Below are 21,682 nucleotides of genomic sequence, written 5' to 3'. Positions count from 1 at the left end.
CCTTCCCCCTGCCACCGGCCCTGGGAATCGGCGTGGCCGGCATCATCGCTGCTGTACTGTCGAGACAACAGAAGGCGTACCCGCCCGAGCGGCCCCGTTCCGTACATCCACGCACCGACGTGCGTTCTCAACCCTCGCCTTGACACAACCGGTCTCGGTGTCCCAATGGACGAATTCCATGTACCCAGCCGAAAGCATCGAGGCGCCTTGTCGCACACCGACCAGATCCGTACCCGCAGCAACCGCTATGTGAGCACCTACACCGAGTTGGCCGTAGAGGTCCGCGCCTCGGGACTCCTCGAGCGCAGGCGCACCTACTACCTCGTCCGTATCACTGCCACCACGGTGAGTTTTGTGGCGGCGTGGGCAGCGGTCGTGCTCATCGGGAGTTCCTGGGCACAGATCGGCATCGCCGTCGTGCTGGCGGTGATCAGCACCCAGTTCGGGTTCCTCGGACACGACGGCGCACACCAGCAGATCTTCGCCTCCAAGGTGGCGAACGAATGGACGGCACGCCTCGTCGCCGCCCTGGGCGCCGGGCTGTCGCTGCACTGGTGGCGCAACAAGCACAACCGTCACCACAAGTCGCCGAATCAGATCGGCGTCGACCCCGATATCGACGGCGGCCCGATCGCATTCGTCCCGGAAGTCGCCGCCCACCGCTCCGGTGTGTATGCATGGTTCACCCGACGGCAGGGTTGGTTCTTCGTCCCCCTGCTGACACTGGAGGCGGCGGCACTCCATTCGGCAAGCATCCAGGGCCTTCTGTCGAGAACTCCTGTCCCGCACCGAATTCTGGAGTTGTCCCTGGTCATCGTTCGGCTCGCCGTGGGATTCGCAGTGCCCTTCCTGATCATGACCGTCGCCCAGGCAATCGTGTTCATCCTGGTCCAGATGGCAGTCTTCGGCCTGCTACTGGGTGGCGCCTTTGCGCCCAACCACAAGGGAATGCCGTTGGTTCCCAAAGATATTCGTGTGGACTTTCTACGCAGGCAAGTCCTGATGTCGCGCAATATCCGGGGCGGGCGGGTCACCGACTTCATGATGGGCGGCCTGAACTATCAGATCGAGCATCACCTGTTTCCGAGTATGCCTCGCCCGAACCTGGCCAAGGTCCGCCCACTCGTCCAAGCGCATTGTGCACGCCATTCGGTGACCTACACCGAGACTTCGCTCCTCGAGTCCTACGCGATCGTCATCCGCTACCTCAATCAGGCCGGGCTCGGCGATCGCGACCCCTTCACCTGCCCGCTCGTCCGGATGTACCGGTGAGCCGACGATCCACCGGGTTCACGGAGGCCTGGTCGCTCATCCCGGTGCCGTCCGAGATCGTCGGAGCGCACAGTCCACCTCACGGACAGTCCACCTCACGGAGCGTCCGGACGCCGACCAGGCCTACTGCGGCGGCCCTCTGAACCCGCCCCTGCAGACCGAGACCACCGACCGGTCGTCCCCTGGGCCCGGATGCCTCCTCTGCCCCGTCAGCGGCCGACACGACGTGCACAGGCCATGACCGACGTCCAGGGGCCGGGACGGCATCGCCCCGGGATCGACATGCCCGATCGTCGACGATCCCCCGCGGCGACGTTCCGACGATCGTCGGCGCATCGGCCAACAGAAGATCCCCGCCACCTGCATGTGCCGGTGACGGGGATCTCAGAGTGCGCCCGTAGGGATTCGAACCCCAAACCTTCTGATCCGTAGTCAGATGCTCTATCCGTTGAGCTACGGGCGCGTAGCTATTCAGTTGTACCGCAGTCGGCCGACCGCGGTTGGCGGAGGCGAGAGGATTTGAACCTCCGGTCCCGTTTTGGCGAGACAACTCATTAGCAGTGAGTCCCATTCGGCCGCTCTGGCACGCCTCCTTAGCGGGGAGTTCGTTGCCGAACTGCCGGATAGAAACATACACACCGGGCAGCAAGAGAAGCAAATCGGCTGGTCAGGGCAATTTCACCGGGCAGTGGTCTCGCGTTCACGCGGGCGCGATCGGCGCCGGTCGCCCGCGGGCCTACAGTTGACGGGTGACCCCGCGCATCCGCCCCGACCTCGATGACCTGCCCGTGTACGTGCCGGGGAAGACCTTCCCCGACGCGGTCAAGCTCGCGAGCAACGAGGTCACCTTCGGGCCGCTGCCCAGCGTGATGGAGGCGATCACCGCCGCCGCGTCGTCGGTCAACCGCTACCCCGACAACGGGATGGTGGAGCTGACCGCGGAACTGGCCAAGAACCTCGACGTGAGCCCCGAGGAGATCCAGGTGGGCTGCGGATCGGTGATCCTCTGCCAGAACCTGATCCTGACCACCTGCCGCCCCGGCGACGAGGTGCTGTTCGGCTGGCGCTCGTTCGAGACCTACCCGCTGGCGACCCAACTGATCGGGGCCACCGCGGTACGGGTCCCGCTGACCGCCGACGACGTGCACGACCTGCCCGCGATGGCCCGGGCGATCACCGACCGCACCCGCCTGATCTTCGTGTGCAACCCGAACAACCCCACCGGCACCGTGGCCACCGCCGCGGAACTGCGGGTCTTTCTCGAGCAGGTGCCGGCCGACGTGGTCGTCGCCCTCGACGAGGCGTACTTCGAGTACACCCGCCCCGACGCCGAGCACGCCTACGATTCCCTCGCGCTGCATCGGGAGTTCCCGAATCTGGTTGTGCTGCGCACGTTCTCGAAGGCCTATGGGCTGGCGGGGCTGCGCGTCGGCTATGCCGTCGCCGACCCGACGGTGATCACCGCACTCGGCAAGGCGCACGTCCCGTTCTCGGTGAACAGCGTCGCGCAGGCCGCCGCGATCGCCTGCCTGCACGCCCGTGAGGAACTCCTCGCACGCACCGACGCCGTTGCGGCCGAACGGGATCGGGTGATCATGAGGCTACGCGCCGCCGGTTACCGGGTACCCGACTCGCAGGCCAACTTCGTCTGGCTCGACCTCGGTTCGCGCGCACTGGATTTCGCGCGGGCAGGAGTGGAGGCCGGCGTGGTGGTACGCCCCTTCGACGGCGACGGCGTGCGTGTGACGGTGACCGAGGCCGCCGAGAACGACCAGTTCCTCACCTTTGCCGAGACCTGGGCACAGCAGGCGTGACCCGCCCGCTCCCCTCCCGGGGAGCATCCACGGGCACCGACGCCGCGGCCAGGCCGACGGTCGCGGCCCGCGACAGGCGACGACCGGTTCACATGCCGGGCCGGTTCACATGACGACCGGCTCACATGCCGGGCCGGTTCACATGACGACCGGCTCACATGACTGGCCGGTTCACATGACGGCTCAGGCCGCCGACAGCCCGATACCGCCGGACAGGCTCAGTACAGGTGACGCGAGACGGTCTGCCAGGCGGCGGGCAGGTCCTGCTCCCAGTACGCCCAGGTGTGGGTACCGATCAGGCGAAAGCCGTCGGTGTAGGGCACGGCGGCCGCACGCATCTGCACCGCGAACTCCAGTGAACAGCGGTAGGCGGCGGCTTCCAGCGCCGACGACGACGCGGTGACCGCCACCGGCGGCCCCTCCTCCGGGTCGATCTTCCGCTGCAGATCCAACGGACCCACCGCCCCGGAGCCGGCGGCGAGGAAGATGTCCTTGCCGCGCAACTTGTCCATGTGCAGGCCCGGGTCGTGTGCGCGCCATCCCAGGGAGCCGAACGGCCCCCACATGTTGGTCGCGTCGGCCCCGGAGCGTCCGACGGTGGTCCGCACGTAGGCCTCGTTGGCCGGACCGGAGACCGGCGGACATCCGCTCAGCGATGCCAGTCCCCGGTACAGCTCGGGATGACGGACGGCGAGCGCGAACGCCGACTGCCCGCCCATCGACAGGCCGATGACGGCATTGCGGCCGGAGCCGTCGAAGGTCTTGTCGATCACCGGCGGGAGCTCGGAGGTCAGGAAGGTCTCCCACATCGGCTTGCCGACCTTCGGGTCGGTGCGCTGCCAGTCGGTGTAGAAGCTGCTCGCCCCGCCGACCGGCAGGACGACGTTGACGTTCCTGTCGGCGAAGAACCGGCCGGCATGTCCCTTGGTGATCCAGTCACTGACCTGGCCCTCGGCACCGGCGCCGTCGAGCATGTAGACCGTCGGGCGGGGCCCGGTGGCACCGACGGGCGTCAGCACCGACACCTTGACCCGCTGTCGCATCGCCGGCGAGTACACCCAGATGTCGGTCCGCAGCGGGCTCACGGTCACCCGTTTGGCGACGCGCACACCCGGCGCGGCATCGGCGACAGCCGGATCGACCAAGCCGGTACCGATCAGCGCCGAGAGACCGACCAATGCCGCAAGCAGCACGGCCACGCGCTTTGACTTCATCCCATCCCCTTCGCACACGGCGCGCCCCGGGCGCCGTGCGACAGTCGTCGACTGCCACACTACTGGCGAGGCAACCGGACAGACAGTCGGCAGCGCCACTTCACAGGCACCCATCAGGAGCGCGACCGGAAATGACCACACCGACACCGGGCGAGAACCCGACACAACAGCCGGACAGTTCGGCGAACACCGCGTCCGGCGGCGGTCTCGCTGCCGACGAGTTCGCGTTCACCGCATGGGCTCCCGTGCGCTGGTCGGACATGGATGCATTCGGTCACATCAACCATGCGCGGATGATCACGCTCATGGAGGAGGCCCGCATCCAGTGGCTGCTCTCCGCCGGCGACGAGTACGCACCGCTGATCACCAGCGCGATGATCGTCCACGTCGAGATCCGCTACCAGGCGCAACTCCGCCACGACGATTCGCCACTCCGGATCAGTATGTGGATCAAGCGATTTCGTTCGGTGGATTTCACCATCGGCTACGAGATCCGGGGCTCCGCTGCCACTCCCGCGAGCAAACCCGCCTGCGTCGCGAGCACCCAGATGGCCGTCGTCGACGTCGAGGCACACACCCTGCGTCGCCTCTCGCCGATGGAGAAGGACCACCTGCGAACCTGGTCACGCTGACCCCGGTTCAGGACGGCTCGTAGCGTGCGGGCAGTTCACGAGGCACCGACGGTGACAGTCGGGCAATGTTGCCCTGCAACACATCTCGATAGATGCGTAGCTGCTCCTCGCCGGAGCGTACCTGCTCGGTGAGCCGTTTGGCGTTGTCCACCGAGATCTCCCGGTCACCGGAGCGGGCGATCAGTGCGTCGATCCGGTCGTCGATGGTGGCCGCCTTGTCGTACTCGGCCAGGATGCGCAATTCCGTTGCGGCGGACTCCACCACGTGCGCGACCTCGCTCAGCGCCTGCACCCGGTCGATCAGTTCGGTCCACACCGGTCGCAGCGCGCTCTCACGCCGATCGATCTGTTCGGCGAACGCCTGGTCGAACCCGCCACCGGCCTTGGCCCGGTCGAGATCCACCCGCACCGCACGCAGCGCGATCACGTCGGTGGCGATCTCGGCGAGCTCGGCATGCAGGTTCACCTGGGTGCGCTGCACCGCGAAGTGATCCGACCGCCAGGCCGGATTCATCATGATCCGGTCGTAGTAGTGGCCGGCGACGAACAGCAGCGTCTCGTAACCGTCGACGAGATTGGCCGAGCCCGGGGCCGCGGGTGCCGGGGTGTCCCGGGGGGTGGCCGCGGCGATCTGGTCGGCCCATTGCTCGACCTGCCGGCTGCCCGACTTCGCGGCGACCTGCCCGACCACACCGGCGATCCGCTCCACGGCCACCGACCCGGCGCGCCGGACCGACCGCATGGTGTTGACGTTGGGGGTCGGGGTGCACAGCAGACCCGCGAAGAGCCGTTCCCGCTCGTCGATCTCGAGGTAGACGTTCTCGCGGCGCTCGCGCCGGATGGCGCGGGTGCTGCCGGCGAACACGCCCTTACCGGTGACGATGGTCTTGCGGGCCTCCTCGCGGCGCCGGACCAGGCCGTTGAGCCGGTTGCGCAGCACCGCGGCCACCACGCCGGGCAGCATCGGCCCGGCCAGCTGTGACTCGAGTTGGGCGATCGACCGTTGCAGGCGGCGCATGTCCCCGAAACCCGTCATCAGGGCCGGGATCGGCAGGCCCATCGAGATCCGGCGGACCAGGATCGCACGCCCGGAGGGGGTCAGATAGCCCGATGCGATCAGCGTGGCCGAGGTGTCGGAGAGTTCGGGCCGCTCCCCCGGCACCGCCGAGTGGTCACACCAGGAACGGATGTCATTGCTACCCGGGGCCGGAAAACTGCGGGGCCGTCCCCGATCGGCCGCGGCACGTCCCCCACCGGTGCGGCTCCCACCGGGACGCGCCCCGTCGCCCCGCGTCGATCCGTCGTCGGTCATCATCGCCCCTCACTTCCGCGTCGTGCGTCGCGGCGCGGGACATCCGGATGGGTCCGCCGCCTGCGTTCGCAACCGACCCCACCCATGCTACCTGCGGGAAATCTGCGTCCCGGGGGTTCGCGCCCGCCACAGTCGGCGGGTGCCCCGGTGCAGCGCCCATGCCACCGGCACCGAGATGAGCACGGTCACCACGAACGCCGGCACCACATGCCCGGTGAACACCGGATAGCCGAGCAGGGCCATCACGTACTCCAACACGATCACGTGCACCAGGAACAGCTCGTAGGAGGTCTCGCCGAGCCACACCATCGGGCGACTCGCACACAGTCGCGTCCACCACGACGTCTGGTCGTCGGCGGTCAAGGGACCCACCACGCCCACCGCGATCACCAGGTAGAGAACGTGTTTGACCAGGGTGGCCGACGCCGTGGTGGGTGTGATGGTCGGCTCGCCGGCGATCGTGGTCCCCGACAGCACGAATGCGGCCAGGGCGGTGAGCAGCCAGCCGGTGGTGTTCCACCGGCGCACAAGCGGTGCGCAGGCGGCCAGCAGCATCCCGCCGACGAACCAGCCGAAGAACGACGGCGCCCACAGCCGCGCCGTCGGCGACAGTCCGTCGCTGCCCGCCACGACGACGATCCACACCGGGCTGATCAGCAGCAATGCACCGAGTCCACCGATCAGCAGATCGGGTCGCCAGGTCCGGCGGGCCAGCGCGACGACGAGCATCCATCCGATCGGGGGGAGCACCAGGTAGAAGTCCATCTCGGCGGCCAGGCTCCACATCTGGGTGAGGCCGCCGTGCAGGTGGCCGACGCCATACACCTGGGTCAGGGTCAGATTGCGCACGAATCCCCACCACCCGGTCCCGGTGACCGAGTCCTCACCGCCCGGCGGGGCGACGCCGTACAGCAGATACACCGCGACCACGGTGAGCCAGTAGGCGGGCAGGATGCGCCGGGCACGGTGCCACAGGTAGCGGCGGGTGTCCGGGATGGGTCGGTCGTCGGCCGCGGCCCGCACCCACGGGGTGAACAGCAGATACCCGGAGAGGACGAAGAAGATCGGGACGCCCACCTCGAACCGGGCGAACAGCCGGCCCGTGTAGTCGTCGGTGTAGTCCCCGGTCCAGAACGCGGCGTGGGTCGCCACCACCGACAGCGCCGCCACGGTCCGGACGCCGGTGAGCGAGGGTACGCGCGCAGCCATTCCCCGATCCTGCCAAGATGGGGCCCATGTCGGACGCAGCGGGTACCGGCCACCGCGAAGTGGTGCGGGGCCAGATCTGGCGGCACGGAAAGCCGGTGGAGGGGTTTCGTCTCGACGAGATCTCCGAGCACCTCGACGCCCCGGACACCCTGATCTGGGCCGATCTCGACTGCCCCGACCACGACACCCTCGCCGCGCTGGCCACCGAACTCGACATCGACCCGTTCGCGATCCAGGACACCATCGCCGCGGCCGAACGCGTCAAGACCGTGGTGTACAGCCACTACACGTTCATGACGGTCTATGCCGTCATCCCCCGGCCGCTGAAGGATCCCGCCGCCGACACCACACCACTCGGCGTCGACCGCCACTCCCCGTTTGCCAGGCGCGCCAAATCATTTGCTCTACAGCGTATTTCGATCTTCCTGATGAGCAATGCACTGATCACGGTTCGACTGGCCCCGGGATTCGACATCCAGGAGGTGGTGGATCGGTGGTCGGCGGTCGGCGGTGAGCAGTACGGCATCGGGGCACTCCTGCACGGCGTGCTCGACGTGGTGGTGGACGGGCATTTCGACGCCGTGCAACGCCTCGACGCCGACATCGAGGAGCTCGAAGAACTGCTCTTCGACGATTCCACCGGCAACCGGTACCTACAGCGTCGGACCTACGACCTGCGCAAGGACCTTGTACTACTACGGCGCGTGGTGGTGCCGATGCGCGAGGTGATCGCCGCGATCCAGCGTCGACGATTCGAGAATCACGCCCCGGCCGAACTCGACCCGCATTTCTCCGACCTCTACGACCACGCCCTGCGCGCCGCGGAGTGGACCGAGTCACTGCGCGACATGATCACCACGGTCTTCGAGACGAACCTGGCGCTCAACGACGCCCGGCTCAACACCGTGATGAAGAAGCTGACCGGCTGGGCGGCGATCATCGCGGTGCCCACCGCCATCACCGGGTTCTATGGACAGAACGTCAACTTCCCCCTGTTCGGGACGACCATCGGTTATCTCGTCAGCACGGTGCTGATCGTGGTGGTGGTGGGGCTGCTCTATGTCCAGTTCCGGCGTCGGGATTGGCTCTGACCGGTGCACCCCGCCGACCGACGCACGACGCCGACACCCCGGGAAACGGGGGTGCCGGCGCCGGTCGGGGGTCAGGACCGTGCGACGTCGTCCAGCGAGGTGTATCGCGGTGTCCAGCCCAGCGACCTGGCCTTCGATCCGGAGGCCTGCTGATCGAGCAGGAGCGCCTCGGCGAACAGCTCTCCCAGACGGGCACCACTCTCGTCGGTGGTCTCGGGCGTGAGCGTGGCCTGCGGCGATCGAGCGGCGGCGATCTCCCGCACCGTCGCGTTCAGGCCGGACACGCCCAGTACGTGACCGGCAGGCGAGTCAGCTTGTAGCAGAAGGACATACAGCTTGGCCAGGTCGTCCACGTGCACCAGTGTCCAGTGCTGGTCACCGGTACCCACCAGCGGCACCACCCCGTCGTGACCGGCAGGCAGCAACGTGGCGACAATGCCCTGCCGGTTGCCGAACACCACTCCCGGAGCGGGCAGGGTCACGGCGACGTCCGAGTCGAGGAGGCGCCGCTCCAGCGGCAGTCGCCACGACACGATGTCCGGTGGCGAGAGCACGCCGTCCTCGGTGAGATCCGATCCGTTTCCCCAGATCCACACGCCACTGGTGTGCAGGTACGGCTTGGGCGTTCCGCCGAATGCGCCGATCACCGCATCGGCGACCGCGGTGTCGAATGCGGCGCTCGACGCATCGCCGGGCGACGCCGTGTGGATGGCCGCGTCGACGTCCGACAACTGTTCGGACAACCACCCGACGTCGGTGAGATCACCGATCGCCGCGGTTGCCCCAGCGGCGCCGACCGCCTGTCCCGCGGTGTCGCTGCGCACCGCGGCGACCACCTCATGCCCGGCGGCGACGAGCTCGGTGAGCACCGCACCGCCGATGTATCCCGTACCACCGGTGAGCAGAACCTTCATGGCATGCACTCCTCTCGAATCGACTAGTACGTAGCATCTCGTACTACGACGGTTCCAGTACTACTAGATTTCTCGTACTAAGATCAAGGGGGGTATGTCATACAGTTGCGAGAGGAGGCATCGTGCGAACCCTGGAACATCCCACGACCGACGAGATCACCATGGACGCTGTCCTCGCGGCGCTCGCCGACCCGATGCGTCGGCGGATCGTGCGACAACTGCTCGACGGCGGCGCAACACAGACCTGCAGCCAGTTCGCACTCCCGGTCAGCAAATCGACGCAGACCTACCATTTCAGGGTGCTCCGCGAGGCCGGCATCATCAACCAGCACTATCAGGGGACGTCGATCATCAACCAGTTACGCCTGGCCGACCTCGACGAGCGGATGCCCGGACTCCTCGACGCCGTGATGACTGCCGGCTAGGGCTGTCCTCCGGACAGCCGGCTTCCGTGACCTGAGCCGGCTGCCGGCCGAGCCGGTGCCCGCCAGGAGCGCTGGACGGGAAGTGTCACGGGCCTGCCGACGGAGCACCGGACCACCGCAGCAGGCATCGAGAAGACCCGAAACCTCCTGCGAAAAGAGACTTTTCGACGACGTCGAGACGTCCCCCGCCCGGATCACACCGCCGGCGAATTCCACCGGTCGAATGACAGGAACCGATTTCCGTTGCGTCCCTTGGCCGGGCAGAATGCACCCGGGGTGGGGCAGCAGGAAGGTGTGTTCGGTAGTGCGTATCAAGTCATTGCTCGTCGGAGGAATCGCCGCGGCCGCGGTGCTCGCAGGTCCGGCGGTCGTCGGCTCGACCCCCGCCCACGCGGCGCCCGCGGCGAACGCCACCAGCGCGCTGAGCGATCTCGAGTCGCTTCCCGTCAAGGGGCGTGCCCCCAAGACCGGTTACGACCGGGCCCAGTTCGGGCAGGCGTGGTCCGACGACGTCACGGTGACCGGCGGACACAACGGCTGTGACACCCGCAACGACATCCTGCGGCGCGACCTCACGGCCATCACCCTCAAGCCGGGCACCCGCGACTGCGTCGTCGCCTCGGGCACCCTGAACGACCCCTACACCGGCCAGACCATCCAGTTCGTGCGCGGCAGCAGCACCTCGTCGGCGGTGCAGATCGACCACGTCGTCGCCCTCTCGGATGCGTGGCAGAAGGGTGCGCAGCAGTGGAGTGCCGACAAGCGTCGCGACTTCGCCAACGACCCGGCCAATCTGCTCGCGGTGTCGGGTCCGGCCAATCAGCAGAAGGGTGCCGGTGACGCCGCCACCTGGCTGCCCGCCAACAAGTCCTACCGCTGCACCTACGTGTCCCAGCAGGTGTCGGTGAAGAAGACCTACGGCCTGTGGGTCACCCAGGCCGAGAAGGACGCGATCCGCGGGATCCTCTCCTCGTGTGGAGCCATCGTGACGCCCCAGCAGCCGGTGCCCGTGGTCCCGCAGCAGTCCGCTCCCCAGACCACCGCCCCCCGACAGTCCACGCCCGAGCAGTCCAGCCCGAGCTCGGTGTACTTCAAGAACTGCAGTCAGGCCCGCGCCGCCGGCGCCGCCCCGCTCTATCGCGGCCAGCCCGGATATCGGTCCGCGCTCGACCGCGACGGTGACGGCGTGGCCTGCGAGTAGCCCTGCGGCCGGGCACCGATCCCGGACGCTGACGGCGACACCCGATGCGGTGTGCGCGGATCGCCGACCCGATCAGGGGTCGGTGGCCCGTGCACACCGCATCTCTCGTTCGGCTCCCGGAAATGGTCGACGAATTCTCTCGGCATTGTCGATCGGCCGAATGACAATGGGTCGACGACGAATCCAAGTTCGTCGGAGTCGGTTGATAGACATTCTCGCGTACGGAGTTCTTCCACCCACCCCCCAGGAGACGAGAATGGCCAAGTCATCCAAGCGCGCCGCGCTCATCATCGGCATGAGCTGTGCGGCAATCGGTTTGGTTTCCACGCCGGCGCACGCCGAGTCCACCGACCAGTACGACGCGGTGCAGTACCAGTTCTGCGGCAACAATGACGTCGCCGAACTGGAGTTCACCAACAAATACGGGAATTCCCAGAAGGAATTCGTCGACATGTCCGACGGCTGCCGGTACTACCGATTCACCGAGACCGACGAATACGGCGGCTTCGCGTCGGCGAGTGTGACCGACGAGGACGGCGGCGCGGTGTCGTGCACCATCTGGGTCAACGGCCGGGTCGTCGCCAAGTCCAACGACAACTCGGAGTACTACAGCTGGGCGAGCTGCTACTGACCGATCGGGCGAGTCGTGGCGCCCTCACCGATTACGCACCGTTGACCGGGAGCGCGTCATCGGCCGGCGGTGAGGTGCTGCCGACTCCCGAATGATCGTCCGCATCCACAGAGGCATTCTCATCGTCTCGGCGATCGATCACGACCCGCGGATACCTCGCCCATCCGCTGCCCCGGAGTGCGATGGTGAGCAGGGAGGCGACAAGGCCGATCGCCACGATGACCGCGAGCGCCGACCAGAATCCGGGCACTCCCCCGAACGCGGCGATCAGGCCTTGCCGGACATAGGTCATGGGTGCACCCCAGTGCAGAACACGCAGCGGCGCAGGTAGCGTCTCCACCATCCACACTCCACCGAACACGAACAGCTGCACCATGATCCAGGTGAGAGACGCGAGCGATCCTGCGACATAACCGAATACCGTGAACAGCAGCGCCACCACCGCCGTGTTCATCAAGGTGGCCGCCGCGACGATCACGATCACCTCGGGCAGGCTCGACGGCGACGGATGCGGTTCCATCGACATCCACAGACCCGCACCGACGACACCCATCACGGCAAGACCGACCACACTCACCAGCCGCGCGCGCCAGACCCACTGACGTAGATCCTTCGCCCCCGTCGAGTCGGTGACGTAGTCATGGACACGGACACACATGAACACGACGAGAGCGATGAGCGCCGAGACCAAGACCAGCAGCACCGGCATCCCACCGGGACCGCCGAACTGTGCCGGTGCCACGTTGCTCGACCGACTCTCGACCGGAGTGCTGAGCAGTGTCGCCAGGCTCGCCCGGCGCTCGCCATCACCGAGATCGGGCGCCTGTTCGGCGCCGCTCGCCAGGCCACCGGACAGATCCCGCGCTCCCGAATCGACCTGACGCGCACCGTCATGCAGCGCGACGGAGCCCGCAGCAGCCTCGGTACCACCGGTCACCAGTACCCTCATTCCGACGGACAGCTCACCCGAGCCGGCACTCAGCTGTTGCGCCGAGGTGGTCAGCTGATTGACTCCACTCCTGTACTGCGCGGACGGATTCGACAGCTGAACGGCCAACTCGCGGCTCCCGGTCTGCAGCCGGGTCAGGCCGGCGACCATTGCCGACACTTGAGCCAACGATGCCGACATGTCCGTTCCCGCTCCAGCGGGCAACGTTCGTTGCAACTGCGCGAGAACAGAATTCACTGCTTCGAGGTCGACCGTACCGAGCATGGAGTCGATACCGTCGGCCAGTTGTGTCGCGCCATCACCGAGTTGCGTCGTCCCGTCCTGCAACGCAACGAGTCCCGCAGCCAGCCGGCTGTTGCCGTCGGCGATCTGATCGGCGCCGGTCGACGCCTGCCGGAGACCCGGTACCAGGCCATCGGTGAGCCCGCCGGCCAACTCGCCGGACCCGGTCACGAGTTGTTGTGTTCCGGAGTGCAGCCGTGTCGCGCCGGCTGCGGCCTGCCGAAACCCGTCGCCCAGCGCATCCACCCCATCGACGAGCGTGCCCACAGTGGAGGCCGCAACGCCACGGACGACCGCGGCACTGATCTCGGCCATCGCCCGCGCACCGATGTTAGAGGCCATCAGCGTCGTGTTGTCGTTGTAGGTGACGTCGATCAGCGCGGGCGCGGCTTGTGGAGTCGACAGCCGCTGGAGGGTCTCGCTGAAGTCGTGCGGGATCTCGATGACGAAGTAGTATTCACCGGCCTTCAGACCACGCATCGCCTGCGACTGATCGACGAGGTGGAAGTCGAGCGCTTGCGATTCGACAAGGCTCCTGACGACGCCCGCGCCGGCCGCATCCTCGGGCCGCGCCGCACCCGTTCCGTCCAGATTGACCAGCGCCACCGGCATCTGGTGCACCTTGGTGGTGGGGTCCCACATCACCCACATGTAGATGGCGGAGTAGACGAGCGGAACCATCACGACGATGGCGAGCACCAGTCGTGCGAGCCGGGTCCGGTACCAACCGGAGATGCTTCGGCGCTCCTGGACCGAGCGGTCGGCGTCGGCGGTCACCCTGCGGACCACCGCACTCGCCGCCATCTTTGTTGCCTGAATCACAATCAGAAACTACGAAGCCGGGTACCCCCGGAACAAGGCGCACATGCACCAATCTCGCCCCGCTGATGGTGCCGACTGCTGCATCGGCTTCGGCCCGTGGACAGCTACGAGCCGACGAATCCCCCCGGGGGCGACCGAGCGACACCCATCCCGACCACACGGTTGGCGGTCGACCGGTCACCACATGCCTTGACGCGGCACGATCTCGCTGCCGCCAGACGGATCGGATCATCGGCCACGACTCACCCGACGTTCTTGCGTGCTCAGTTCTCGAACATGTCGGCGTGGTGGCCTGATGCCGCACGCTGGATCAGGTTGAGAACCTTCGCTTTCCGCCTCCACGAACGTGCCGCGGGCCCTTCTCCACACCACTGACGATGATCTCGGCAGCCAGGTCCGCATCCATCGTGAGCAACTTCTCGTCGAACGACCCGGCCCGTTTGCGGTCGCATCGCGGCTTCCCTGTGTGTGGTCTGGGCTCAGCTCAGCGCACGCTTGAGGATCTTGCCCGTGGAGGTCAGCGGCAGATCGTCGACGAACTGGAGGATGCGAGGGTACTTGTAGGCGGCGAGGCTCTCCTTGCCCCAGGCAAGGAGCTCGTCTTCAGTTGTACGATCACCGTCGGATCTGAGGACGACGGCCTTGATCTCCTCGCCGTGAGTCTCGTGCGGCACGCCGATCACGGCAACGAGGGAGACGGCCGGATGGGTCATCAAGACCTCCTCGATCTCCCGCGGATAGACGTTGAAGCCGCCGCGGATGATGAGGTCCTTCGCCCGGTCGACGATGTAGTACTGGCCGTCGGCATCCCTGCGGGCGAGATCACCGGTTCGGAACCAGCCCTCGTCGTCGAAAGCGTTCGCGGTGGCCGTTGGTCGTCCGATGTAGCCCTTGAAGACGTTGGGGCCCTTCACCGCGATCTCTCCGACGGCGGTCTTTCCGTCGTCGGAGAGATCCGCGGACACCTCGTCACCGTCGCCGTCGACGAGGCGTACCGAGACGCCGTCAATCGGCAACCCGATGGAACCGACGCGTGGCTCCTGATCTGGCGGCGAGAAGGTCACGACCGGCGAGGTCTCGGACAGCCCGTAGCCCTCCAGGATCGTGACGCCGAACCGCTCACGGAACTCATGGTGGACCTGGGCCGGCAACGCTGAGCCACCGGCGATGGCGATACGCAGGCTCTGTGCGATCGAGGAGACATCCACACCGGTGTCCAGGGCGCCGAGAAGACCCCAATACATCGTGGGAACGCCGGCGAAGAACGTGACCTTCTCGCGCAGCATCACGTCGAGTGCCGCCTTCGGTTCGAAGCGGGGCAGCAGGACGATGGTACCGCCGGTGGCGAAAGCGCCGTTCTGGATCACCGTCTGTCCGAACGTGTGGAAAAGGGGCAGGACACCGAGATATGTGTCGGGTTCGGCTGCCTCGGAGCCCAATAGGTCCGCTGCGGCCAGCGCGTTGGTGTGGAGGTTGCGGTGTCGTAGCTCGGCACCCTTGGGCTGACCGGTGGTTCCCGATGTGTAGAGGATGACGGCGGTGTCGTCTTCGTCGGTCTCGACAGTGTCGAAGGTCGGCGCGCGACCATCGACCGCGGCATCGAGTGTCTCGGCGCCTTCGATGTGGGAGGCCGCCGCCGGGTCGGCGGGGATCAGGAAGAACTCGCGCACCGACGGAGCCTCGGCACGGGCCTCGCGGGCGGCCTGTCCGATCGGCAGTTCGGGGCTGCCCTCGAATGCGAAATAGGCGACTGCTCCGGAATCGATGAGGTGGTATGCGATTTCGCGAGTCTTGAGGAGGATGTTGAGCGGCACCACGACAGCGCCGGCCTTGAGGATCCCGTAGTACACGATCGAGAAGTGGGGGAGGTTCGGGATCGAGAGTGCAACCCGGTCGCCGGGTCGGATTCCGCGCGCGACCAACAGGTTGGCCACCATGTTCGAGGCGGCGTCCACCTGCTGGTAGGACAGCCGCGTGTCACCGAGGGCCAGTGCGATGCGGTTGGGGTGTCGGCGCGCTGAGTTCTCGAGCAGTGATGCGATGTTCGTCGTATTTCCCATTCGGTAAGACTCGCCGATCCGATATGTCGCAGACCACCTCAATCTGCACTACGTCGCCGGCGGAAACAGTGCGTTTTGCTCACAGCTCAAAGGCCCGTGCGGAGCGCGACGATGTCGAGGGCCGCCGCGATACCGGCGATGTTGTCGGCGAGAGGGCGTGGGAGCAGTTCGTCTGCCTTGGCCAACCGACGCACGATCGTGTTCCGGTGAGCGAAGAGCTTCTCCGCGGTCCGGGAGGTGTTGAACTGCTCCCGGATGAACGTGGTGACGGTGTGGCGCACCTCGGCGTCGGCGGTCGCCAGATCTCCGAGCACATCGGTGACGAACTGATCGGCGCCGGCAAGGTCGGCGGTGAGCAATGCAGCGAGCTGGATGTCCTGGAAGTGCGCGATGCGGTTCGTCGAGGCCAGCCGGGACAACAGTCGGTGGGTGGTGGTGGCGTCGAGATGACTGCGACGGAACCCGTCGAGGTCGGACCCGGGTCGACCGATGGCTATACGCACGCCAGGTGTGTCGACGATGGATTCGACGACCTCCGACTCGGTGGGGACGGTTGCAGTCGGCAACCACACCCACAGGGAGGTTGCGCTGGGCACGATCGCCAGCCGTCGCTTGGCTCCGCTGCTGCGCATGAGTTCATCGGCGGCCTGGTCGAGATGGCTCGAGGGCTCACCGGGAGCGGGTTGTCGACCGGGTAGAGGAGTATCGGTCCAGACGATCGCTGCGGTGTGGTCGCCGGTGAGGGGATAGCCCAGCTGCGCCTCCGCGCGGGCGCGAGAGATGGGTGCACCCTCGATGAGCAGTGTCACAGCGGCCATACGCTCGGCATGGGTGCCCTGGGTGAGTTCCTCACGTTCCGCGTCCACCTGCACGGCGACGGCTTCGATCACGTCGTCGATGTAGACCGAGATCGACCGCAATGTGACATCGAGAAGTTCGCGAAGCTCATCGCGGTCTTCCGTCACCGCGAAACAGGTGTCCATCCACCCACGCCAGGCCGCTGTCTGACTGGTTCGGTAGGAGTCGAGCGCACCCGCGTCCATTCCGCGGCGTACGAGGTCGCGTCCGACTTCGAAAGCCTCAGAACCGACGAATGCCGCGACGCGCTCTCCAGGTGCGTGAATGTTCGAGTTGACCCACTGCCACACCGTCGCCTCGTTGACCCGCCGGAGCGCGGCGAAAAGCGCAGGTTCCTCGGCGATCATTCGGTAGCCGATGCCGTCGAGCATGGCCTCGTGGATCTCTTCCATGCGCTCGGCAGGAAGGTGCAGCATCGCCTCCGCAGCGACGCGGATCAGCTCGCGCATCCTCGGAGTCGGCAGAGCCCAGTCAGCATTCATGTACATAGTGCACCACGTGAGGCATGTTTCTGCGACAAACATTCCTTTATCTGCGGCCCCTGCCTGAGCAAACTGTGTCTGGGATCACCCAACTGGACCATTCGCAGAGGCAGAAGAAGACCATGAGCAGTACACCTCACACCACCACCGGTACCCGGGACCTCGACGTCCTGATCGTCGGAGCCGGGATCTCGGGTATCGGGGCGGCGCGGTATCTACGTGTCAACCACCCGGCCAAGTCATTCCTGATCCTGGAATCGCGCGCCGCAGCCGGCGGAACGTGGGATCTGTTCAAGTATCCCGGCATTCGCTCGGACTCCGACCTGAACACCTTCGGCTACGAGTTCAAGCCATGGCGCGACAAGGACGCCATCGCCGACGGCTCCAAGATCGTGGACTACATCCGTGAGACCGCCCGGGAGAATGGGATCGACGGAGACATCCGCTTCAACCGCCGGGTGCTCGGTGCGAAGTGGTCGAGTGGGACCGCGCGGTGGACCATCACCGCCGAGGTCACCGACGCCGAAGGTACCGAGACCGAGATCTTCACCGCGAAGTGGCTGTTCTGCGCCAGCGGCTACTACCGCTACGACGAGGGATACTCGCCGACCTTCCCCGGGCGCGACGACTTCGAAGGCACCATCGTGCACCCACAGCACTGGCCCGAAGATCTCGACTACGCGGGCAAGAAGATCGTCGTCATCGGATCGGGTGCCACCGCGGTGACCCTGCTGCCGGCACTGCTCGAGGGGCCAGATGCGGCGCGACACGTCACCATGCTGCAGCGCACGCCCTCCTACGTCATGCCGTTTCCCCGGCAGGACAAGATCGCCACGCTGCTCCGCAAGGTGCTCGGTGACGAGCGCGCCTACCCGTTGATCCGCAGAAAGAACATCGCCATGAGTCAGTGGGTCTGGAGCTTCAGCCAGAAGTACCCCGACAAGATGCGGAACTTCATCCGCAAGACCAACACCAAGCTACTGCCGCAAGGCTACGACATCAACAAGCACTTCAACCCGCCCTACAACCCGTGGGACCAGCGGCTGTGTGCCGTACCCGACGGCGATATGTTCGCCGCGCTTCGCGACGGGCGGGCTGCCGTCCGCACCGACCGCGTCAAGACCTTCACCAAGACCGGGCTCCTACTGGAGTCGGGACAGGAGATCGCCGCCGACATCATCGTCACCGCCACCGGCCTGAACCTGCAGATTCTCGGTGGAATGCACATCGAGGTAGATGGGCAGCCTGTCTCGCTGTCCGACACCATCGCCTACCGCGGCATGATGCTCAGCGGCGTGCCGAACCTGTCCTTCGCCGTCGGGTACACCACGTCGTCGTGGACGCTCAAGATCGGACTGCTCGCCGAGTACTTCTGTCGTCTGCTGGGCTACATGGACAGGCACGGCCACCAGATCGCCGTCGCGGTGCCCGATCCCGGGATGGAGACCCGTCCTTTGCTGGACTTCGGTGCCGGCTATGTTCAGCGGTCGCTTCATCAGTTGCCGAAGCAGGGCGTCGAGTCACCGTGGCATATGTCGATGAGCTTCCACGAAGACCGCAAACTGCTGCGCGACGGCGAAGTCGCCGACCGGTTCCTCCAGTTCTCCTCGGCGACCGCCACCGCGCGCAAGCCGGCCCGCCGCCGAGGCGAGAAGGTGAACGCATCGTGACCGATACGAGCTTGGCGAAACACGTTCTCGACGCCGGCGAATCGGCCGACCGACGCGCGTCACTGCCCAGTGGAATAGAGCTGTGCTATCGCGAAAGCGGCAACCCGGACGGGCCGCCGATCGTCCTGATCTCTGGGCTGATGGAAGACCTCACCGGATGGTCGGTCGCGTTCCTCGACGCCCTGGCCGCCCGGGGGTTCCGCATCATCCGGCTGGACAACCGCGACGCCGGCCGGTCGTCGCGGATCGATGCGCCGCCCCCGAATAATCTGCAGCAGTTCTTGTCCATGGCCAGGCCCGACGCCTACACGCTCGACGACATGGCACAGGATGTGGTCGGACTCCTCGACCACCTCGGCCTGGACCGGGTCCACACCGTCGGACGTTCGATGGGTGGCATGATCGCCCAGGCCCTGGCCGCCGAACACCCCGATCGCGTGCTCACGCTGACCTCGCTGTATTCCACCACCGGCGACCCTGCGGTGGGCAAGGTCGCGTTCTCCACCAAGCGCAAGCTGATGGCCAGACCACCGGCGACCCTCGAGCAGTACATCGAAGCGGCCCTCGCCATGCTCGACCATCTCGGCGGTCGCGGCTACCCGTACGACCGCGAGACCGAGATCGCTCACGCCCGGATCTCCTGGGAGCGGGCCCAGGCCGCCGGTCCGGGCGCCCGAGAAGCCGGCGCCCGACAGATCCAGGCCATCGCCGCGTCCGGCGACCGGACCCCGCGGCTGCGGACGATACGGGTACCCACCCTGGTCATCAACGGTGACCGCGACCTGATCGTCCATCCCAGCGGCGGCGACGCGACCGCGAGGGCGATCCCCGGAGCCACCCACATCGTCATTCGAGGAATGGGGCACCACATCGCCCCCGATCTCGTCACCCGGATCGCGGACGAGATCACCACCCAGACCAGGCAAGGAGCATCCTCATGAGCGAGTCCACCTATCTGTCCGGCAAGGTCACCGCCGTTACCGGTGCCGGTAGCGGCATCGGTCGCGCCGTCGCGATCGGCTTGGCCCACCGTGGCGCGCGCGTGGCCATCAGTGACGTCAACGCTGCGAGCCTCGCGGAGACCGCCGAACGCATCGAAGCGATCGGCGCCGACATCCACGTCGCCACCGTCGACGTCGTCGATGCCGGAGCCGTCAAAGCCTGGGCCGGAGCCGTGCGGGACCACTACGGGGTGGTGCACCAGACCTACAACAACGCCGGCATCGCCGGGGAGCGCAACATCCTCGACCCGGCCGTGTACGCCAACCTCAAGCGCATCATCGACGTGAACCTGTGGGGTGTCATCAATACCACCGTAGAGTTCATGCCCCACCTGATCGATTCGGGTGACGGGCACCTGGTCAACGTGTCCAGCATGAACGGGCTGGTGGCTTCGCCACGTCAGGCCGGGTACTGCGCATCGAAGTTCGGCGTCCGCGGCTTCACCGAAGGCGTCTACTCCGACATCCTCGTCGACGAGCACCCGGTCAAGGTCACCGTCGTCTACCCGGCCGGCATCGCCACCAACATTGCCAACGCGGCGATCCGTGATGCGGCGGGTAAGACTGCCGAAGACACCGGTCGGGCGCAACTGCTCAACGAGAAGTTCCTCACGATGGATGTCAGCAAAGCGGCACAGATCATCCTCAACGGTGTGGAGAGGCAGAAGCGCCGCGTCCGGGTCGGTGGCCAAGCCGCGTTCTTCGACGCTGTACAGCGAGCCGTTCCCAGTAGGTATCTCGACCTGTTCGCGGATCAAACGCGCAAGGTCTTCGCTGACGTGGACGGCTTCTGAAGCAGCCGGCCGACCCACAAACCAAGGAGAAGTAGTGAGCAACAAGAAACGGAGCCACAACGCGCGCGCGGTGGTCACCGGAGCCGGCAGCGGCCTCGGCCGCGCATTTGCACTCGAGCTCGCCAAGCGCGGCGGCCAGGTCGTGGCGGCCGACATCAACCTGGACACTGCGGCGGAGACCGTCCGCGAGATCGAGGTAGCAGGGGGAAAAGGTCTCGCTGTGGCTGTCGACGTGTCGTCGGAAGAGTCGGTGCGCGAGCTGGGGGCGACGGCGAAGCAGTGGTTCGGCCTGCCCACGTTGGTGATCAACAATGCCGGTATCGGCGTCGGAGGCACCGTCATCGGTGACGGCAAGTTGGATATCTGGCGCCGCGCAATCGATGTCAACCTGTGGAGCGTGGTCTACGGCGCTGACATCTTCACCCCGATGCTGCGCCGATCCCACCTCGGCGGCATCATCAATACTGCCTCCGCAGCCGGCATTGCGTCCGCCCCGGGGATGGCGCCTTACAGTTTGAGCAAAGCGGGAGTCATCAGCATTTCCGAGTCGTTGGCCGCCGAGCTGGCCGGCACCGATGTCGCGGTCACCGTCCTGTGCCCAACCTTCGTACCCACCAACATCTTCGACGGCGAACTCATCGACTCCAACTCGGCCGCGCAGGCGAAGCGACTGGCCGAGAAGAGTAAGACCAGCGCCGAGGACATCGCCGTCCTGACCCTGGACGCCAACGACAGGGGCAAGCTCTACGTACTCCCGCAACCAGATGCCAAACTCGTGTGGCGGTTCAAGCGCTTCCTGCCGACGGTCTACCCAAAGGTGGCCGCGAAGGCCGTCAAACTCGCCGACAACAACGCGACACTCCCGACCACTCAGTGATACCGACCGTCAGCGGTCGAACCGCTGACAACCGATCCAGAATCACGCGGCCACCGGTCTCGGGATTCTGGATCGGCATCCGGCGGGTGGCGTCGCCCAAACTCACTGCTGTTCGCTTCGTCGCGATCGAGGGCGAGGTATTCGATTTCGCGGATGACCAGCGGCGATGGCC

The 21,682-nt window shown here is 66.4% G+C and carries 18 protein-coding genes and 2 tRNA genes; 11 read left to right on the top strand and 9 right to left on the bottom strand.

The annotated features are described in order from the left end of the window. The first annotated feature begins 207 nt into the window (after positions 1-207). Complete coding sequence (locus ACWDUA_RS11460) at positions 208-1,272, top strand: fatty acid desaturase family protein (RefSeq protein WP_449751135.1); 1,065 nt, start codon at positions 208-210, stop codon at positions 1,270-1,272. A 390-nt stretch (positions 1,273-1,662) separates the two neighbouring features. Here the strand turns inward: ACWDUA_RS11460 and ACWDUA_RS11455 are convergent. After that, positions 1,663-1,735: transfer RNA gene (locus ACWDUA_RS11455), tRNA-Arg, on the bottom strand. A 38-nt stretch (positions 1,736-1,773) separates the two neighbouring features. Continuing rightward, positions 1,774-1,865, bottom strand: a tRNA-Ser gene (locus ACWDUA_RS11450). 156 nt (positions 1,866-2,021) lie between these two features. Here ACWDUA_RS11450 and hisC point away from each other — a divergent pair. After that, positions 2,022-3,086: a histidinol-phosphate transaminase gene (gene hisC, locus ACWDUA_RS11445; protein ID WP_449751134.1), complete on the top strand. Its 1,065-nt coding sequence runs from the start codon at positions 2,022-2,024 to the stop codon at positions 3,084-3,086. 218 nt (positions 3,087-3,304) lie between these two features. On the opposite strand, the gene ACWDUA_RS11440 is transcribed toward hisC, so the two are convergent. Then, the gene (locus ACWDUA_RS11440; protein WP_449751133.1) at positions 3,305-4,300 is read right to left on the bottom strand and encodes an alpha/beta hydrolase; all 996 of its coding nucleotides are present in this window, start codon (positions 4,298-4,300) and stop codon (positions 3,305-3,307) included. Between the two features lie 131 nt (positions 4,301-4,431). Between ACWDUA_RS11440 and ACWDUA_RS11435 the strand changes: the two genes are divergently transcribed. After that, positions 4,432-4,932, top strand: a complete 501-nt coding sequence (locus ACWDUA_RS11435; RefSeq protein WP_449751132.1) for an acyl-CoA thioesterase — start codon at positions 4,432-4,434, stop codon at positions 4,930-4,932. Between the two features lie 7 nt (positions 4,933-4,939). Here ACWDUA_RS11435 and ACWDUA_RS11430 read toward each other — a convergent pair whose 3' ends face one another. After that, positions 4,940-6,244 carry a hypothetical protein gene (locus ACWDUA_RS11430; RefSeq protein ID WP_082365842.1) on the bottom strand — a complete coding sequence of 435 codons (1,305 nt, stop codon included), beginning with the start codon at positions 6,242-6,244 and terminating at the stop codon, positions 4,940-4,942. 87 nt (positions 6,245-6,331) lie between these two features. Continuing rightward, positions 6,332-7,453 carry an acyltransferase family protein gene (locus tag ACWDUA_RS11425; protein WP_449751131.1) on the bottom strand — a complete coding sequence of 374 codons (1,122 nt, stop codon included), beginning with the start codon at positions 7,451-7,453 and terminating at the stop codon, positions 6,332-6,334. Positions 7,454-7,479: 26 nt separating this feature from the next. On the opposite strand from ACWDUA_RS11425, the gene ACWDUA_RS11420 reads away from it, so the two are divergent. After that, positions 7,480-8,544, top strand: a complete 1,065-nt coding sequence (locus ACWDUA_RS11420) for a magnesium transporter CorA family protein (protein WP_449751130.1) — start codon at positions 7,480-7,482, stop codon at positions 8,542-8,544. A gap of 71 nt (positions 8,545-8,615) precedes the next feature. Here ACWDUA_RS11420 and ACWDUA_RS11415 read toward each other — a convergent pair whose 3' ends face one another. Beyond that, positions 8,616-9,458: an NAD-dependent epimerase/dehydratase family protein gene (locus tag ACWDUA_RS11415; RefSeq protein ID WP_053777018.1), complete on the bottom strand. Its 843-nt coding sequence runs from the start codon at positions 9,456-9,458 to the stop codon at positions 8,616-8,618. A 122-nt stretch (positions 9,459-9,580) separates the two neighbouring features. Here ACWDUA_RS11415 and ACWDUA_RS11410 point away from each other — a divergent pair, with 122 nt between their 5' ends. From ACWDUA_RS11410 to ACWDUA_RS11400, 3 genes are all read left to right on the top strand, one after another. Next, positions 9,581-9,883 carry an ArsR/SmtB family transcription factor gene (locus ACWDUA_RS11410; RefSeq protein ID WP_449751129.1) on the top strand — a complete coding sequence of 101 codons (303 nt, stop codon included), beginning with the start codon at positions 9,581-9,583 and terminating at the stop codon, positions 9,881-9,883. Positions 9,884-10,187: 304 nt separating this feature from the next. Next, positions 10,188-11,084, top strand: coding sequence for a GmrSD restriction endonuclease domain-containing protein (locus ACWDUA_RS11405; RefSeq protein ID WP_449751128.1), 897 nt, complete (start codon positions 10,188-10,190; stop codon positions 11,082-11,084). A 256-nt stretch (positions 11,085-11,340) separates the two neighbouring features. Beyond that, positions 11,341-11,715: a hypothetical protein gene (locus ACWDUA_RS11400; protein WP_449751127.1), complete on the top strand. Its 375-nt coding sequence runs from the start codon at positions 11,341-11,343 to the stop codon at positions 11,713-11,715. A 31-nt stretch (positions 11,716-11,746) separates the two neighbouring features. On the opposite strand, the gene ACWDUA_RS11395 is transcribed toward ACWDUA_RS11400, so the two are convergent. The 3 genes from ACWDUA_RS11395 to ACWDUA_RS11385 form a co-directional block, all read right to left on the bottom strand. Further along, complete coding sequence (locus ACWDUA_RS11395; RefSeq protein WP_449751126.1) at positions 11,747-13,768, bottom strand: YhgE/Pip family protein; 2,022 nt, start codon at positions 13,766-13,768, stop codon at positions 11,747-11,749. Between the two features lie 479 nt (positions 13,769-14,247). Further along, positions 14,248-15,828, bottom strand: coding sequence for a long-chain-fatty-acid--CoA ligase (locus ACWDUA_RS11390; protein ID WP_449751125.1), 1,581 nt, complete (start codon positions 15,826-15,828; stop codon positions 14,248-14,250). Positions 15,829-15,914: 86 nt separating this feature from the next. After that, positions 15,915-17,168: a PucR family transcriptional regulator gene (locus tag ACWDUA_RS11385; RefSeq protein WP_449751124.1), complete on the bottom strand. Its 1,254-nt coding sequence runs from the start codon at positions 17,166-17,168 to the stop codon at positions 15,915-15,917. A gap of 122 nt (positions 17,169-17,290) precedes the next feature. On the opposite strand from ACWDUA_RS11385, the gene ACWDUA_RS11380 reads away from it, so the two are divergent. Genes ACWDUA_RS11380 through ACWDUA_RS11365 form a run of 4 tightly spaced genes read left to right on the top strand, consistent with a single transcriptional unit; the run spans position 17,291 to position 21,510 of the window. Then, the gene (locus tag ACWDUA_RS11380; protein WP_449751123.1) at positions 17,291-18,838 is read left to right on the top strand and encodes a flavin-containing monooxygenase; all 1,548 of its coding nucleotides are present in this window, start codon (positions 17,291-17,293) and stop codon (positions 18,836-18,838) included. Beyond that, positions 18,835-19,779, top strand: a complete 945-nt coding sequence (locus ACWDUA_RS11375; RefSeq protein ID WP_449751122.1) for an alpha/beta fold hydrolase — start codon at positions 18,835-18,837, stop codon at positions 19,777-19,779. Before ACWDUA_RS11380 ends, ACWDUA_RS11375 begins: the two co-directional genes overlap by 4 nt. Continuing rightward, positions 19,776-20,633 carry an SDR family NAD(P)-dependent oxidoreductase gene (locus ACWDUA_RS11370; protein WP_449751121.1) on the top strand — a complete coding sequence of 286 codons (858 nt, stop codon included), beginning with the start codon at positions 19,776-19,778 and terminating at the stop codon, positions 20,631-20,633. Before ACWDUA_RS11375 ends, ACWDUA_RS11370 begins: the two co-directional genes overlap by 4 nt. A gap of 34 nt (positions 20,634-20,667) precedes the next feature. Continuing rightward, complete coding sequence (locus ACWDUA_RS11365) at positions 20,668-21,510, top strand: SDR family NAD(P)-dependent oxidoreductase (protein WP_449751120.1); 843 nt, start codon at positions 20,668-20,670, stop codon at positions 21,508-21,510. The last annotated feature ends 172 nt before the right edge of the window (positions 21,511-21,682 follow it).

This window comes from Gordonia sp. NPDC003376 (genome assembly GCF_053589235.1).
Note: the sequence above shows the minus strand (reverse complement) of the source record. Positions and strands in the feature narration are given on the sequence as shown.